At 60.6% G+C, this 15,574-nt stretch carries 15 protein-coding genes; 3 read left to right on the top strand and 12 right to left on the bottom strand.

Annotated elements, in window-relative coordinates; genetic code table 11:
* Positions 1 to 62: 62 nt before the first annotated feature.
* Complete coding sequence (locus ACHZCU_RS08310; RefSeq protein ID WP_319518392.1) at positions 63 to 1,667, top strand: FGGY-family carbohydrate kinase; 1,605 nt, start codon at positions 63 to 65, stop codon at positions 1,665 to 1,667.
* A 134-nt stretch (positions 1,668 to 1,801) separates the two neighbouring features.
* Positions 1,802 to 3,202 (top strand): adenosylhomocysteinase, encoded by a 1,401-nt coding sequence (ahcY, locus tag ACHZCU_RS08305; RefSeq protein WP_319518391.1) that lies wholly within the window; start codon positions 1,802 to 1,804, stop codon positions 3,200 to 3,202.
* A 256-nt stretch (positions 3,203 to 3,458) separates the two neighbouring features.
* Here ahcY and ACHZCU_RS08300 read toward each other — a convergent pair whose 3' ends face one another.
* From ACHZCU_RS08300 to ACHZCU_RS08245, 12 genes are all read right to left on the bottom strand, one after another.
* Positions 3,459 to 4,802: a folylpolyglutamate synthase/dihydrofolate synthase family protein gene (locus tag ACHZCU_RS08300; protein ID WP_106309261.1), complete on the bottom strand. Its 1,344-nt coding sequence runs from the start codon at positions 4,800 to 4,802 to the stop codon at positions 3,459 to 3,461.
* Between the two features lie 129 nt (positions 4,803 to 4,931).
* Positions 4,932 to 5,888: an acetyl-CoA carboxylase, carboxyltransferase subunit beta gene (accD, locus tag ACHZCU_RS08295; protein ID WP_319518390.1), complete on the bottom strand. Its 957-nt coding sequence runs from the start codon at positions 5,886 to 5,888 to the stop codon at positions 4,932 to 4,934.
* 42 nt (positions 5,889 to 5,930) lie between these two features.
* A complete protein-coding gene (trpA, locus tag ACHZCU_RS08290) occupies positions 5,931 to 6,770 on the bottom strand; it encodes a tryptophan synthase subunit alpha (RefSeq protein WP_106309258.1) in 840 nt (279 codons plus the stop codon).
* Positions 6,767 to 7,228, bottom strand: a complete 462-nt coding sequence (locus tag ACHZCU_RS08285) for a hypothetical protein (protein WP_319518389.1) — start codon at positions 7,226 to 7,228, stop codon at positions 6,767 to 6,769. The genes trpA and ACHZCU_RS08285 overlap by 4 nt, the downstream gene beginning before the upstream one ends.
* 41 nt (positions 7,229 to 7,269) lie before the next feature.
* A complete protein-coding gene (locus ACHZCU_RS08280) occupies positions 7,270 to 7,554 on the bottom strand; it encodes a hypothetical protein (RefSeq protein ID WP_106309252.1) in 285 nt (94 codons plus the stop codon).
* Positions 7,555 to 7,559: 5 nt separating this feature from the next.
* Positions 7,560 to 8,780 carry a tryptophan synthase subunit beta gene (trpB, locus tag ACHZCU_RS08275; protein WP_319518388.1) on the bottom strand — a complete coding sequence of 407 codons (1,221 nt, stop codon included), beginning with the start codon at positions 8,778 to 8,780 and terminating at the stop codon, positions 7,560 to 7,562.
* 11 nt (positions 8,781 to 8,791) lie between these two features.
* Entirely contained in the window at positions 8,792 to 9,454 is a 663-nt protein-coding gene (locus ACHZCU_RS08270) for a phosphoribosylanthranilate isomerase (RefSeq protein ID WP_106309245.1), read from the bottom strand.
* A gap of 43 nt (positions 9,455 to 9,497) precedes the next feature.
* A complete protein-coding gene (locus ACHZCU_RS08265) occupies positions 9,498 to 10,235 on the bottom strand; it encodes a SprT family zinc-dependent metalloprotease (protein WP_319518387.1) in 738 nt (245 codons plus the stop codon).
* Between the two features lie 133 nt (positions 10,236 to 10,368).
* Positions 10,369 to 10,800 carry a DUF2852 domain-containing protein gene (locus ACHZCU_RS08260; RefSeq protein WP_319518386.1) on the bottom strand — a complete coding sequence of 144 codons (432 nt, stop codon included), beginning with the start codon at positions 10,798 to 10,800 and terminating at the stop codon, positions 10,369 to 10,371.
* A 162-nt stretch (positions 10,801 to 10,962) separates the two neighbouring features.
* Complete coding sequence (locus ACHZCU_RS08255; RefSeq protein ID WP_319518385.1) at positions 10,963 to 11,691, bottom strand: anaerobic ribonucleoside-triphosphate reductase activating protein; 729 nt, start codon at positions 11,689 to 11,691, stop codon at positions 10,963 to 10,965.
* 118 nt (positions 11,692 to 11,809) lie between these two features.
* A complete protein-coding gene (gene nrdD / locus ACHZCU_RS08250) occupies positions 11,810 to 11,998 on the bottom strand; it encodes an anaerobic ribonucleoside-triphosphate reductase (protein ID WP_106309471.1) in 189 nt (62 codons plus the stop codon).
* An 11-nt stretch (positions 11,999 to 12,009) separates the two neighbouring features.
* On the bottom strand, positions 12,010 to 14,055 hold the full coding sequence (locus ACHZCU_RS08245; RefSeq protein WP_319518384.1) for a ribonucleoside triphosphate reductase: 2,046 nt from the start codon (positions 14,053 to 14,055) through the stop codon (positions 12,010 to 12,012).
* A gap of 732 nt (positions 14,056 to 14,787) precedes the next feature.
* Here ACHZCU_RS08245 and ACHZCU_RS08240 point away from each other — a divergent pair.
* Positions 14,788 to 15,531 (top strand): glycosyltransferase family 2 protein, encoded by a 744-nt coding sequence (locus ACHZCU_RS08240; RefSeq protein WP_319518383.1) that lies wholly within the window; start codon positions 14,788 to 14,790, stop codon positions 15,529 to 15,531.
* Positions 15,532 to 15,574 lie beyond the last annotated feature (43 nt).

Below are 15,574 nucleotides of genomic sequence, written 5' to 3'. Positions count from 1 at the left end.
GACGAAATCTGCATTCTCGTCCACCTTGTGCGCAAAGACTGACAGGGTGGGGAGCGTGCAGGATGCGCGATCACGTGATTGCGGTCGATGTCGGCACGGCAAGCGTCAGGGCAGGCATTTTCGACAAAACCGGCACCATGCTGTCCCGCAGGGTCGAGCCGCTGCGGCTGCGCCGTCCGGGCGCGCGGCGCGGCGAATATGTGTCCGACGACATCTGGCAGACGACGGCGATGGCGGTGCGAAGTGCGCGCCTTGCAAGCGGTCTCGGCCCCGAGCGGATTGCGGGCCTCGCCTTCGGTGCCACATGCTCGCTGGTGCTGCTCGACCGGGCGGGCGATCCGCTGCCGCTTTTTACGGATGACAGCGGGTCCTATGACACCATCGCCTGGTTCGATCACCGCGCCAGAGACGAGGCGGCGGAGCTGAGTGCCACCGGTGAGGCCGCGGTCAGGCATTCCGGCGGGTCGATTTCGCCGGAAATGCAGGTGCCGAAGCTTTTGTGGCTGAAGCGGAACCGGCCGGAGCTTTGGCAAAAGGCTGGCGATTTCTTCGATCTCGCCGATTTCCTGAGTTTTCGGGCAACCGGCAGCCGGCAGCGTTCGCTTTCCACACTTGCCACCAAATGGTTTCATATGGCTGAGAATGCCGATCCCTGGCCGCGTGCGCTTTTCGACCGGTTCAGCCTTGGCGATCTGCCGGAAAAGGCCGGTGCCGGGATACCGCCGTGCCCGCCCGGCAAAGCCATCGGCAAGCTGACCGAAGCTGCGGCAGAAGCATTCGGGCTTGATTGCAACGTGACGGTTGCCGCCGGCATGGTGGATGCCTATGCCGGCGCGCTCGGCGCGTTGCCGCACCCCGGAATGAAGGCACCCGGCGAATTCGCGCTGATCGGCGGAACCTCCAGCTGCCTTATCGGCTATGGGCCCGATCCCGTCTTCGCCGGAAGCGTATGGGGCCCCTATTTTTCCGCGATCTATCCGCACCAATGGCCGTTCGAGGCCGGACAGTCCGCAACTGGCGGCCTGCTCAACCACCTGCTTGAAATCCATGCCGAGGGCGGCCCGGCAACGGAAGCCCGTCACGAGCAGGTCAATGCCCGGATTGCTTCCATGATTGCGGCAGACGGCCCCGGTTTTGCTGACGGGCTGGATATCCTGCCCGATTTTCACGGCTCCCGCTCGCCCTTTGCCGACCCGGCCATGACCGGCATGGTCGCGGGCCTCACCCTCGACAAGTCTTTCGACGGGCTTTGCCGGCTTTACTGGCGCGCCTGCATTGCCATTGCACTGTCGCTGCGGCAGATCCTCGAACATCTTGCCGAAAACGGCATTCCCGCAACCGCGCTCCACCTTGCCGGCGGCCATCGGCGCAATCCGCTTCTCTCAAGGCTTTACGCCGATGTCACCGGCCGCCCGGTGCATGTTTCCCCGACGGAAGACGTGGTGCTGCTGGGTTCTGCGGTAAACGCCGCCGCGGCATCGGGCCTTCATGCGGGTCTCGAGCAGGCCGCCACCGCGATGCGGACCACCGGACACACCCATAATCCCGATCCGGCGCTTTCGGATTATTACGAAAGTCAGTATGTCCGTCTTGAAATCCTGCAGGCCTGCCGCGACGCGCTGCGCAGCGTTGACCCGGCCGCTCAACGGGGGCAGAGAAAGACATAAAGATTTCTTTATGTCTTTCTTGTCAGCGACGCCCAAGGCTGTTACTAACGAAGCAAACCGAACGCAGCGTGTTGCCCGCCTGACAGTGCCGGCCGCGATCTGCCGCACCCATTTTTTGCCTCGGGAGTTTTTCAATGAGCGCCACAGAAGATTTCATCGTCGCCGATATCGCGCTGGCCGATTACGGCCGCAAGGAACTGGAGATTGCCGAAACCGAAATGCCGGGCCTGATGGCCGCGCGCGAGGAATTCGGTGAAAGCCAGCCGCTGAAGGGCGCGCGCATTTCCGGTTCGCTGCACATGACGATCCAGACCGGCGTTCTGATCGAAACCCTTAAAGTCCTGGGCGCCGATGTCCGTTGGGCGTCCTGCAACATCTTCTCCACCCAGGATCACGCCGCTGCCGCCATTGCCGCCACCGGCACGCCGGTGTTTGCGGTCAAGGGCGAAAGCCTTGCCGAATACTGGTCCTATACCGACCGGATCTTCCAGTGGAACGATGGCGGACAGTCGAACCTGATCCTCGATGATGGCGGCGACGCCACCATGTATATCCTGATCGGCGCGCGCGCCGAGGCTGGCGAGGATGTGCTGTCCAAGCCGGGTTCGGAAGAAGAGGAAGTGCTGTTCGCGCAGATCAAGAAGCGCATGGCCGAAACGCCCGGCTTCTTCACCAAGCAGCGCGATGCGCTTCTGGGCGTGACGGAAGAAACCACCACCGGCGTCAACCGGCTCTACCAGCTTGCCCGTGCCGGCCAGCTCCCCTTCCCGGCCATCAATGTCAACGACTCGGTCACCAAGTCGAAATTCGACAACAAGTATGGCTGCAAGGAATCCCTCGTCGACGGTATCCGCCGCGCCACCGATGTGATGATGGCCGGCAAGGTCGCCGTCGTCTGCGGTTACGGCGATGTCGGCAAGGGCTCGGCCGCCTCGCTTTCCGGCGCAGGTGCGCGCGTCAAGGTGACCGAAGCCGATCCGATCTGCGCCCTGCAGGCCGCCATGGACGGCTTCGAGGTCGTGCAGCTGGAAGATGTTGTCTCGACCGCCGATATCTTCGTCACCACCACCGGCAACAAGGACATCATCCGCCTGGAACACATGCGCGAGATGAAGGACATGGCGATTGTCGGCAATATCGGCCATTTCGATAACGAAATTCAGGTCAATTCGCTGCGCAATTACAAATGGACCAACATCAAGCCGCAGGTCGACATGATTGCGTTTCCCGACGGCAAGCGGCTGATCCTGCTGTCGGAAGGCCGCCTTCTGAACCTCGGCAATGCCACCGGCCACCCCTCCTTCGTGATGTCGGCGTCGTTCACCAACCAGGTGCTGGCGCAGATGGAAATCTTCCAGCACCGCGACAAATACGAAAATGCCGTTCACGTTCTGCCCAAGCATCTCGACGAAAAGGTCGCCCGCCTGCATCTCGACAAGCTCGGCGCCAAGCTGACCGTTCTGTCGGAAGAACAGGCCGCCTATATCGGCGTGACGCCGGAAGGCCCGTTCAAGCCGGAACATTATCGTTACTGATCGACAAAAAAGCCGCAGCGAATGAAACACGTCGCTGCGGCGCTATGAAGAGGCGTGGTTTTCGATCTTCAGCACCACGCACGCGCGCCACCCTCGGGCTTGACCCGAGGGTCCAGTCCCGGTCGGCATCTTACGCGTGAAAAGGTCTAGGGATCCTCGGGTCAAGCCCGAGGATAACGCCAAAGCAGGGGAAAGTCTGGCAAAACGGACGCCCTGGTTCCCGGAAATCCGTTCCCAAACCGGAAAATTTACAAACTCAAAGCGGCGGCGTGCCGTTTTCAAAAAGCGCATTGCCGGCGAAATAGAGCGAGCCGCCGATCAGGATGCGTGGCGGCGGCTGGTCGACGCGGGCGCGCAGGCAGATGGCGGCCAGCGCCTCGCCGATCGAGGAGACCGGCTCGGCCGAAAGACCGGCATCGGCGGCTGAAGATGCCAACGCCACGGGGTCGATGAACGCTTCCGTGCCCTTGATCGGCGCGCAATAGACATAATTGGCAAGCCCGGCGAAATGCTCGAAAAAGCCGAACGGGTCCTTGGTGTTGATCATCCCGATGATCAGGAACAGCGGGCGCGGGTCGTGCTCCTCGAAGCCGGCCAGCGCTTCGGCAATCACCTCGCCAGCGCCGGGGTTATGCCCGCCATCCAGCCAGATTTCGCTGCCTTCGGGGGCTGCCGTCACCAGATCGCCTTCCGTCAGCTGCTGCAGGCGGGCGGGCCAGAACACATTGCGCATCGCCGTTTCGACAGCGCTCTCGTCAATCGCGAAACCGGCGGCCTTGACGGCCGAAATGGCAGCAGCCGCATTGGCGTATTGGTGGCGGCCGGGCAGTGCCGGCAGCGGCAGGTCCATCAGCCCGTCGCCGTCCTGATAGACGAGACGGCCGTGCTCCTCATGGGCGCTGTAATCCTGGCCGTAGAGGTGGAGCGGACAGCCAAGCCTGTCGGCCGTGGCGATCAGCACCTCTTCGGCGGCCTCATATTCCTGCTGGCCGATCACGACCGGCACGCCCGGTTTCATGATCCCGGCCTTTTCGGCCGCAATCAGCTCGACGCGGTCGCCGAGATAGGCCTGATGGTCGAGCGAGATCGGCATGATCACGCTGACGGCGGGCTTGTCGATGATGTTGGTGGCATCGAAACGGCCACCAAGGCCGACTTCCAGAATAACGACGTCGGCGGGAATTTCCGCAAACAGCACAAAGGTCGTTGCCGTCAGCAGCTCGAACACCGTGGCCGTCGCGCCGGCATTGGCCGCTTCCACGCGCTTCAGCGTCTCAGCCAGCAGCGTGTCGTCGACATAGCCGCTGGCGCCGCCGGGGCCGCCGATGCGGAAGCGCTCGTGCCAGCGCACCAGATGCGGTGAGGAATGGACATGAACCGAAAGCCCGGCAGCTTCCAGCAATGCGCGACTGAAGGCGCTTGCCGACCCCTTGCCGTTTGTCCCGGCAATATGGATCACCGGCGGCAGCGCCAGATGCGGATTGCCGAGTTTTTCAAGAAGGTTCCGGATCCGGTCGAGCGACAGATCGAACCCCTTGGGATGCAATTGCATCAGGTGATCGATCACGCGCTCGGCCGCGCCGAGGGAATGGTTGTCCATGATGGGTCCGATTTCCGGAGCGCTGGGCCTCTATCGGCCGCGCCCTGCTTCATCTTTTTTGTTTCCGGGCAGCCTGTCGCCACCCGGAAATTGCTGTCGGGACCGGTGCTGCCCGGGGCCTGAACGGCCTCAGCTCTGCGGGGCCGGCGCCTGATCGCTCTCGATCTTTTCGTGCGGTGTCTCGTCGGCGATGGCATCGTGATGTTTCGGCGGTTCCAGCATGGCATTTGCCGTCGGCGGCGCGCCGGTCATGATCTTCAGCACGCGCGCCAGCGTTTCGGGAATGTCGTGGCGCCTGACGACCATGTCGATCATGCCGTGATCCAGCAGGTATTCCGCGGTCTGGAAGCCGTCGGGCAGCTGTTCGCGAATGGTCTGCTCGATCACGCGGCGGCCGGCAAAGCCGATCTCGGCGCCCGGCTCGGAGATGTGCAGATCGCCCAGCATCGCATAGGAGGCCGAAACCCCGCCGGTCGTCGGGTTGGTCAGAACGACGATATAGGGCAGGCCCGCCTCGCGCATCATCTCGACCATCACGGTCACGCGCGGCATCTGCATCAGCGACAGCACGCCTTCCTGCATGCGTGCGCCGCCGGAAGCCGGGAAGATCACCAGCGGGCAGTTTTCCTTGAGCGCCCGTTCGAAAGCCTGAATGATCGCCTCGCCTGCGGCCATGCCCAGCGAGCCACCGAGGAATTTGAACTCATGAACCACGGCCACCAGCTTGAGGCCCTCAAGCGTGCCGACACCGGCGACGATCGTGTCGTCCTGTCCGGTCTTGGTGCGGTTTTCCTTCAGACGGTCGGCGTATTTCTTGGAGTCGCGAAACTTCAGCGGGTCCTGCGCCACCTTCGGCTGCGGCAGGTCCTCGAACTGGCCGTTGTCGAACAGGTCAATCAGCCGCGCGCGCGCCGGCATCTTCATGTGATAGCCGGACGAGGGAATGACCCATTTGTTTTCTTCCAGATCGGTGTGAAACACCATCGCGCCTGTTTCGGGGCACTTGATCCACAAATTCTCGGGCACTTCGCGCCGGCCGAACATGGAATTGATCCGCGGCCGCACATAATTGGTTATCCAGTTCACCAAATGAACCTCCTGAATAGCATTGCCTGCGGTTTGCCAGATTTACTCCGCCGCCGCAAGGCGGGCGTCCCGTACGCCGCTTGAAAGCCCGCGCACGAAGGTCGAAACCGCATCAACCGTGTCCTTGCCGCCCTTGCCGTTCCCATCGAGACTGCCGGCGATCTGGTTGACCACTGCCGTGCCGACCACGACGCCATCGGCCGCCGCACCGATCAGGCGGGCATGTTCGGCCGTCTTCACGCCGAAGCCGACGCAGACGGGAAGATCGGTATGCGCCTTGATGCGCGAAACGGCTTCGCCCACCTTCGACGGGTCGGGCAGCGCCGAGCCGGTAATGCCGTTCATCGACACGTAATAGACGAAACCGGATGTGTTCTGCAGAACCGCCGGCAGGCGCTTCTCATCGGTCGTCGGCGTGGCCAGACGGATGAAGTTGAGGCCCTTTTCGAGTGCGGGAATGCACAGCTCGTTGTCCATTTCCGGCGGCAGGTCAACGATGATCAGCCCGTCGATCCCGGCCTCAAGGGCGGTGTCCACAAAGCGCTCGACGCCGTAGATGTAGATCGGATTGTAATAGCCCATCATCACGATCGGCGTATCGGCATCCTCTTTGCGAAAACGACGGGCCAGTTCCAGCGTCTTTTCCAGCGTCTGCCCGCCTTTCAGCGCCCTGAGACCCGCCATCTGGATGGCCGGTCCGTCGGCCATCGGGTCGGAAAACGGCATGCCGAGTTCGATCACGTCGGCGCCCGCCTTCGGAAGCGCCTTCATGATCTCAAGCGAGGTGTCGAAATCGGGATCGCCACCCATGAAATAGGTGATCAGCGCCGGCCGGCCCTCGGCCTTCAGGGCTGCAAAGCGTTTTTCCATGCGTTCGGTCATACTGTACTCCGTGGCATCCTCGATGCGAGATAGTCGGCAAGCGGCGCGCCGGACAGGGCTGTATCCATAAACGCCCGCCGCTCGAAATCAATAACGCCCAGTTCCCAGACACAGGCCAGAACCCCTGCCGGAACCGGTGAAAACTCTGGCCGCGCCGTCCCGAGACCGGCCCGCCACATGGCATGCGAGGCAATGCCGCCGTCAAGCCACCAGTGAAGCAGCAGCCATAAGGCCTCCTCTCCGCGATGCAGAACGGCAAAGCCGACCTTCAGATGCGGCTTGCCAAGCGTCGACTGCTCGAGAACCGTCGCGGCTGCGTCCGTCTCGGCGTCGGTAAGGTCGAGATCCGGTGACGTCGAAATGCCGTTCAGCTTGATCACGCCGCCATCTGCGGAAACCGCCCGGAGAAACCCGGCCGCTCTCGGCGCGTAACGTTCTGAAAGCCTTTCCGATGTCATGGCCTCCCTTTCATGATCTGCGGCCGGATGAAAAGCAGCGCCTATTCCGCTTCGTTCCAGGCCGAAATCGCCTTCACCAGTGATTTGTGAACGGCCTTCATGTTCAAAACGAGACTGTCCAGCTCGGCCTCGGGTCGCCGCCCCTCCGAAAGCGCCGAAAGGGCCGCCGCCATCTCGATATTGTAGAGGTTCTGGTGCGCCAGTGCTTCCACCACGGCGTGGCGGATATCCGGCACGTCCGCATTCTCCTCCTCGATAATGTCGAAAAGGGCCTCCGCCAGTTCCGACATCTCCTCAATGGTTTCCGCGCGCGAACCTGTCGTCATGGACCTTACATCTCCATGCCGAGAATCTTGCCGACCGTGTGCACATCCTTGTCGCCGCGACCGGAAAGATTGGCGAGGATGATCTCGTCCTTGCCCATTTTCGGTGCGCGCTTGATGATTTCGGCAATCGCGTGGCTGGCTTCAAGGGCTGGAATGATGCCCTCGAGCCGGGTCATCAGCTGGAAGGCTTCCAGCGCCTCGGTGTCGAGGATCGGCACATAGTCGACCCGGCCGATGTCGTTGAGCCATGAGTGCTCCGGTCCGATGCCCGGATAATCGAGCCCGGCGGAGATCGAATGGCCTTCCTTGATCTGGCCGTCATCATCCTGCAGCAGATAGGTGCGGTTGCCGTGCAGCACGCCCGGCGCGCCCGCCGTCAGCGAGGCACAATGCTCCTCGCCGTCAAGCCCGCGCCCGCCCGCTTCCACGCCGACGATCTTCACATCCTGATCGTCGAGGAAGGGATGGAAAATGCCGATGGCATTCGAACCGCCGCCGACGGCTGCAATCACCAGATCGGGCAGTCGGCCTTCGGCCTCCAGGATCTGCTCTTTCGCCTCCGTGCCGATCACGGCCTGAAAATCGCGCACCATTTCCGGATAGGGATGCGGGCCTGCGGCCGTGCCGATCAGGTAATAGGTGTCGTCGACATTGGTAACCCAGTCGCGCAGCGCTTCGTTCATGGCGTCTTTCAGCGTGCCATGGCCGGCCGTCACCGGCTTCACCTCGGCGCCGAGGAGCTTCATGCGGAACACGTTGGGCGCCTGCCGTTCGACATCGGTCGCGCCCATATAGACCACGCAAGGCAGGCCGAAGCGGGCGGCCACGGTGGCCGATGCCACGCCGTGCTGGCCGGCGCCGGTTTCGGCGATGATCCGGGTCTTGCCCATGCGCTTGGCCAGCAGGATCTGGCCGAGGCAATTGTTGATCTTGTGCGAGCCGGTGTGGTTCAGCTCCTCGCGCTTGAAATAGATCTTCGCGCCGCCGAGATGCTCGCTGAGCCGTTCGGCATAATAAAGCGGGCTCGGGCGGCCGGTATAGTGCTTGCCCAGCGATGTCAGTTCCGCCTTGAAGGCCGGATCGGTCTTGGCCCTGTCCCATTCCGCCTGCAGGTCGAGGATCAGCGGCATCAGCGTTTCGGCCACGAAGCGTCCGCCGAAAATGCCGAACAGGCCGCTTTCGTCGGGGCCGGATTTGAAGGAGTTTGGTTTTGGCGTCTCGTTCACGTCAGTCTCCATCAGGCCGTCTGGCGCATCCGCGCCTTGTCGACGGCATCAAAAAAGGCATCGATCCGGGCCGGATCCTTTATGCCCGGCGCGCTTTCCACACCGGATGATACGTCAAGGCCCGGCGCGTGGATGTCATTGAGCGCGGTCCCCGCATTATCCGCGTTCAGGCCCCCGGACAGAAACCAAGGGATAGTCGCCTGATAGCCGGCAAGCAAGCGCCAATCGAAGGCAACGCCGTTTCCGCCGGGCAGTTCGGCATTTTCCGGTGGCTTTGCATCGAACAGAATGCGGTCGGCAACATCTTCATATTCGCGCGCAAAGGAAAGGTCTTCCGGCGTGCGGATCGAAAATGCCTTGATCACCGGCAGTCCGTAAAGCGCCTTGACGGTGACCACCCGGTCGGGGCTTTCCTTGCCGTGCAGCTGCAGCATGTCGGGTTTCGCGCCATAGACGATTTCCTCGAGCAGCTCGTTATCGGCATTGACGCTCACGGCCACGGTTTTCGCCCGGCCGCGCACATGGTCGATCAGGTCGGCGGCAACATCGACGTCCACATGGCGCGGGCTCTTCTCGAAGAAGATGAAGCCGACATGGCTGGCGCCCCGGGCAATCACGTGGTCGAGCGTTTGTCTGGTACTGATACCGCAGATCTTGATTTCGGGTCTTTTCATGAGGCTTTTCTATCACAAACAGGGGCGGACTGCGAAGGCTTGATCAGGCAAGGGGCGCCTCGAAACGCACCGCATGCAGGAAGGAGCCTTCGTTTTTCAGCCATTGCCGCGCTTGCGGCGTCTGCGGGCAAAGCTTTTCGCACAATGCCCAGAAGCGCGGCCCGTGGTTCATTTCGGAGAGATGGGCGACCTCGTGGGCCGCCAGATAATCGACCACGAACAGGGGCGCCATGGCGATCCGCCAGGAAAAGTTGAGATTGCCGGCCGACGAGCACGAACCCCAGCGCGAGCGGGTGTCCTTGAACGAAATCGCCGAATAGGACCTTCCGCTGGCCGCCGCATGCACCTTCACCCGTTCGGTGATTTCGCGCCGGGCTTCCTTCTTCAGGTAATCGGCGACCCGGCGGCCAATGCTTTCGGCCGGGCCGGAGACGCGCAAAACCTTGCCGTCGCCCTCATCGCGGATCGTGGTCAGCCCGCGCAGATTGCCGCTGTGGCGGATAGTGTGGGCAATGCCGAAGATTGAAACCGAGCCGCCGTCGCAGACATGGGTATCGCGACCCTCGAACCGCGCCATGCGCTCCAGCAGCCAGTCATGATGGCGGCGCAGAAACCCGTCGACTTCGTGGCGTGCGAGGCCGGGGGGAACGGTGAGGCTGACGGCGTGGCCGCCGGGTTCGATCTTCAGCGTCATCCGCCGCGCGCGCGCATTGGTCTTCAGGTTGAGCGGCAGCACCTTGCCGCCGAGATCGATGGTCGTGGGTCTTGCGCGTTTTTCCACGGATCAGCTCATTTTCCTTAAGGTTCCGGCAAGGGGTAGCGCTTTTCTTCTCCGCGCACCAGAAGCGGGCACAAAAAAACGGCACCGCCCTGGGGGAAAGGGCAATGCCGGAAAGTCAGAAGGTCATTCAGTGTTATGCTTCGGGCGCAGGGTTCTGCCCGGAAGCATTGAAATTGCCGCCACGCTCGCGCATGAACCGCTCGAATTCCTCGCGGTCGCGCGCCTTGCGCAGTTCATCGGTGTAGCGGTCGAATTCGGCGCGCATCTCGTCAAGCTTGCGGCGCTCTGCCTCGATCCGCTCCATTTCGCTGCGGCGCCATTCATCGAAAGCGGCATTGCCGGTCGAATGCATGGTGTAATCCGCATTGCGCATGTTGCGCTTGCAGGAGCCGAAGGCCCGTTTGGCCGAATGCTTCCATTCGTCCTTCGTCATATTCAGCCGGTCGCCCCAGATGATGTATGCAAGCATGACAAGGCCGAGCGGCCAGAAGACGACAAAGCCGATCACCATCAGGGCGATCGTAAGTGGCGTCCACGCCGGACGCAGCAATGCGGTCTCGTTCATCTCAAGTTTTCCTCGCTTTGTTACGGCATAAAGCATGCCGACAGAGACTATATGGAAATGAACTGTTTCGGCTTCAAGTTCTTCCGCCTGTTTTCGAGTATTGTGTCAGAACAAGGCGAAAATGGGTCCGGAACCGGCTTTTGCTGCCGATGGCCTGCCGGTTCAGCCGTCGGCCAGCGCGTTTTCATGCTCCTTCAGTGCCTTGTCCATCCGGGTCATATCGACGCCGGTGGTGCGGAAGGTCTGGATCTTGTGGCCGGAAATACCGTAGCCGGCGAGTTCCTTGCGAAGCGCTTCAAGATCTGCGTCATCCATCAGCCCCTTATGCACAGTGGTGCGGATCTGGTAGTCGACACCGCTTTCAAGCACATGGCGGAGGCTTTCAAACGCACGGGCAGCACTTTTCGGCGTTCCCGTCATCCGGTCATAGGCATAGGACGGCGCCTTGACGTCGAAGCCGATCCAGTCGGTCAGGGGCAGCACGTCGCGCAGGCGTTCGGGATAGGCGCCGCCGGAATGCAGGCCCACCTTGAAGCCCATTTTCCGTACAGCCTTCATCGCTGGCAGCAATGCTTTTTGCAGGGTGGGTTCGCCACCGGAAAAGACGACGCCATCGAGAAGTCCGCGTCGGCTTTCCAGAAATTCGAGAATGCCGTCGAAAGTGAAACCGGTCTTCGCCGCGGCATCCAGCAGGCCGGGATTATGGCAATAGGGGCAGCGCCACGGGCAGCCCTGAAGAAAAAGCGTGGTAACAATCCTGTCCGGCCAGTCGCAGAGTGAAAACGGCTCTAAACCGCCGACGCGGAGATCGATCTTGGCGGCAGAGGCGACGTCCGATACAGGTTCTTTCCCTCTTGCGTCGTCCTCGGGCTTGTTGCGGAGCCCGTGCACGTCCTCTCTCTCCGTGTCATCCTCGGGCTTGACCCGAGGATCCATGCCGCGCGGCACGGCTTCAGTGGACCCTCGGGTCAAGCCCGAGGGTGACGCGGGAAGAGGCTGTTCGGCTGCGTTATGCCCGTTCACCGCCCTGTTCCCTGAAATAGCGGCGTTCGGCGAATTCGCCTTTCTTGCCGCGGTTGAAGGAGGAAACCGGACGGTGATAGCCCATCACCCGTGTCCAGATTTCGCAGGGCTGACGCTCCTCGTCGGTCAGCGTGATTTCGGTGTCGGCAACGACGTCTTTCTCAATCAGTGACATGATCTTTCCTTTCATTCAGCGGCAATGAGTGTCGCGCGTTTCTTCGCCAGCCGGTCGGCATCGCATTTCGGGCAGAACTGGTGCTCGCCCTCGATATAGCCATGCGTCGGGCAGATGGAGAATGTCGGCGTGACGGTGATGTAGGGCAGGCGGAAATTCGTCAGTGAACGGCGGACAAGGTTCTTGCAGGCCTCGCCGGAGGACATGCGGCTGCCCATGTAGAGATGCAGCACCGTGCCGCCGGTATATTTCTTCTGCAGCACTTCCTGCCGTGAAAGCGCATCGAAGGGATCATCGGTAAAGCCGGCGGGAAGCTGGCTGGAATTGGTGTAATAGGCGTTTTCCGGCGTGCCAGCCTGGATGATGCCGGGAAAGCGCTTGGCGTCCTCGCGGGCAAAGCGGTGCGCGGTGCCTTCCGCCGGCGTTGCTTCCAGATTGTAGAGGTGTCCGGTTTCCTCCTGATAGGAAACGATCTTCTCGCGCACATGGTCGAGCAGTCTCAGCGCCAGCGCATAGCCCTCTTCGGTGGTGATGTCCTCGCGGTCGTCGGTGAAGTTGCGGATCATCTCGTTGACGCCGTTGACGCCGAGCGTGGAGAAATGATTGCGCAGCGTGCCGAGATAGCGCTTGGTATAGGGGAAAAGCCCCTCGTCGATCAGCCGCTGGATCACCTTGCGCTTGATTTCGAGGCTGTCGCGACCAAGGTCGAGCAGTTCGTCGAGGCGGGCCAGAAGACCGGCCTCGTCGCCCTTGTGGGTAAAGCCGAGGCGGGCGCAGTTGATGGTGACGACGCCGAGCGAACCGGTCTGTTCGGCCGAGCCGAAAAGCCCGTTGCCGCGTTTCAGAAGCTCCGTCAGGTCGAGCTGCAGCCGGCAGCACATCGAGCGCACCATATTGGGCGACAGGTCGGAATTCAGAAAATTCTGGAAATAGGGCAGGCCGTATTTGGCCGTCATCTCGAAAAGTCGCGTGGCATTTTCGCTTTCCCAGGGGAAGTCCGGCGTGATGTTGTAGGTCGGGATCGGGAAGGTGAACACCCGGCCCTTGGCATCGCCCTTGGTCATCACCTCCATATAGGCGCGGTTGATCATGTCCATCTCGACCTGCAGCTCGCCATAGGCAAACGGCATTTCCTCACCGCCGATGATCGGGCGCTGTTCCTTCAGGTCGTCCGGGCAGACCCAGTCGAAGGTGAGGTTGGTAAACGGCGTCTGCGTGCCCCAGCGCGAGGGGACATTCAGATTGTAGATCAGTTCCTGGATCGACTGCAGCACATCCTCATAGGAAAGACCGTCCTTGCGGATGAAGGGGGCCATATAGGTATCGAAGGAAGAAAATGCCTGTGCGCCGGCCCATTCATTCTGCAGCGTGCCGAGGAAATTGACGATCTGGCCGACGGCCGACGACATATGCTTCGGCGGATCGGCCTCGACCTTTCCCGGCACACCGTTCAGCCCCTCGGTGATCAGCGTGCGAAGCGACCAGCCGGCGCAATAGCCCGACAGCATGTCGAGATCGTGGATATGCAGATCGCCGGCGCGGTGCGCAGCGCCAATCTCGGGCGCATAGACATGGGAAAGCCAGTAATTGGCGACGACCTTGCCGGAGACATTGAGGATCAGCCCGCCCAGCGAATAGCCCTGATTGGCATTGGCATTGACGCGCCAGTCGGAGCGGTCGAGATATTCATCGATCGATGAAATCACATCGACAGCGACCTTGCCGCTCTCGCGCAGCTTGGCATGCTTTTCGCGGTAAACGATATAGGCACGCGCGGTCTCGAAGAAGTTGGCCGAAATCAGCACCTGTTCGGCGATGTCCTGAATGCGCTCGATTTCAATCGTCTCACCGGCCGTGCTGTGAGCGATTACCTTGACGACCTGATCGCAAAGCCTGCGCGCCTCGCCGGCGCCGAAAGCATGTGATGCCTCGCCGGCCTTCAGGATGGCGCGTTCGATCTTGCCGGCATCGAATGGCTTGCGCACTCCGTTGCGTTTGACGACGAAAGGCGGCAGGTGTTCTTCGGTGTAGGCGTTTTCGATCACGACATCAGACATGTTGGGCTCCTGGGGTCAGGCCGCACTTCATCTGGTGTATCTAGACGAAAAATCGTCAACATATAGTGGTTGCGGCCATGGCTATCGATGAACTGATTCGAGCTGTCGCGCCTTGTTGATTGTCAGGTCGTGGGACGGTTCCACGAAAAAAGCCACGATGCAGACGTTCTCCTGAAAGGTCCGGGCACTCTCTTTCATCACGTCGGACACCGGCGATTGAGGTCGAGTATGACGACTGAGGAGGAGAGAGGGTGGAACGCCGAACAACGAGCTGCCTCGCAGCCGAAAACGCGGGTCGTGCTGAAGCAAAGCACCACCTTCTATCGTGTTGTTGGCCTGCGGCCTGAGTGCGCCAATCAAAGGTTCCAACGCAACAACACTGGCGCCGGGAAACGCCCGTTTCTCATGGCGCTCTCTCCCATCTGGCATGTTCCAATTTTATCGCTTCTTCATGTGGTTCGGAGAGCCTGTGTCAATTCCCTCTCATGAAATGATAACGATCAGGAAAATGGTATATTAGATCATGTGCACGTATAAATTAGAAATAACGTTTGAAATCTACTTCAATTTATGAATACATTTAATATAATTTTATACACGTAGATAAATATAAGACGTGTATAATGGATATACGTTATTTTAGGTATCATTACATGATGTGTTACTTAAATTTGACGTTGCTGTAATAACTATACGTCTGGGTGCAATGCTCGTTGTGAATAGAGGTGTAGCGTGCTGAACATTGTCATTCCGATGGCAGGCAGGGGCAGTCGTTTTGCGGAGGCGGGCTATCTGACTCCCAAACCCTTTCTCGAAGTGCACGGCAAGCCGATGATCCAGGTGGTCATGGAGAATCTGGCGCCCGTGGTGCCGCATCGATTTATCCTGATTTGTCAGAGCAGCCATATCCGCCAATACCGACTTGAACAGAGCTTGAGTGCGATTGCAGGCGACATCGAGTTGATCGGCATCGACCACGTGACCGAAGGACAGGCGTCGTCCGTTTTGCTCGCCAGCCCCTTTCTCGGCAATGACGATCCGGTGATGACTGCCAATTCGGATCAATTCATCGATGCCGACATCGACAGCTATCTCGACCATATGGAACGTGAATCGCTGGACGGTTTGATCATGACGATGAAGGCGTGCGATCGGAAGTGGTCTTTCGTGCGCAGCGAAAACGGTCGCGTCGTGGAAACAGCTGAAAAGCGTGTGATCTCGCATGATGCCGCCGTCGGCATCTTCAATTTTCGTCGGGGCGGCGATCTGATCAACGGGATCGAAGCCATGATTGCGGACGATCATCGCGTCAATGGCGAGTTTTATGTCTGCCCCGTCTACAATTACCTGATCCGTGCGGGCAGCAAGGTGGGGCACTATAGCATCGGCGCCGAACGTGACGGCATGTACGGGCTCGGTATTCCCGGCGATCTCGATTTCTTTCTGCAGCATCCGGTTTCAGAAAAGGTCCGATGATGGAGGTTCTGTCTCATCGCGGTTTATGGGTAACGGCGGAGGA

The sequence above is a fragment of the uncultured Martelella sp. genome, from assembly GCF_963677965.2.
Taxonomy (GTDB): domain Bacteria; phylum Pseudomonadota; class Alphaproteobacteria; order Rhizobiales; family Rhizobiaceae; genus Martelella; species Martelella mangrovi.
This window is presented reverse-complemented; position numbering and strand designations above follow the sequence as displayed.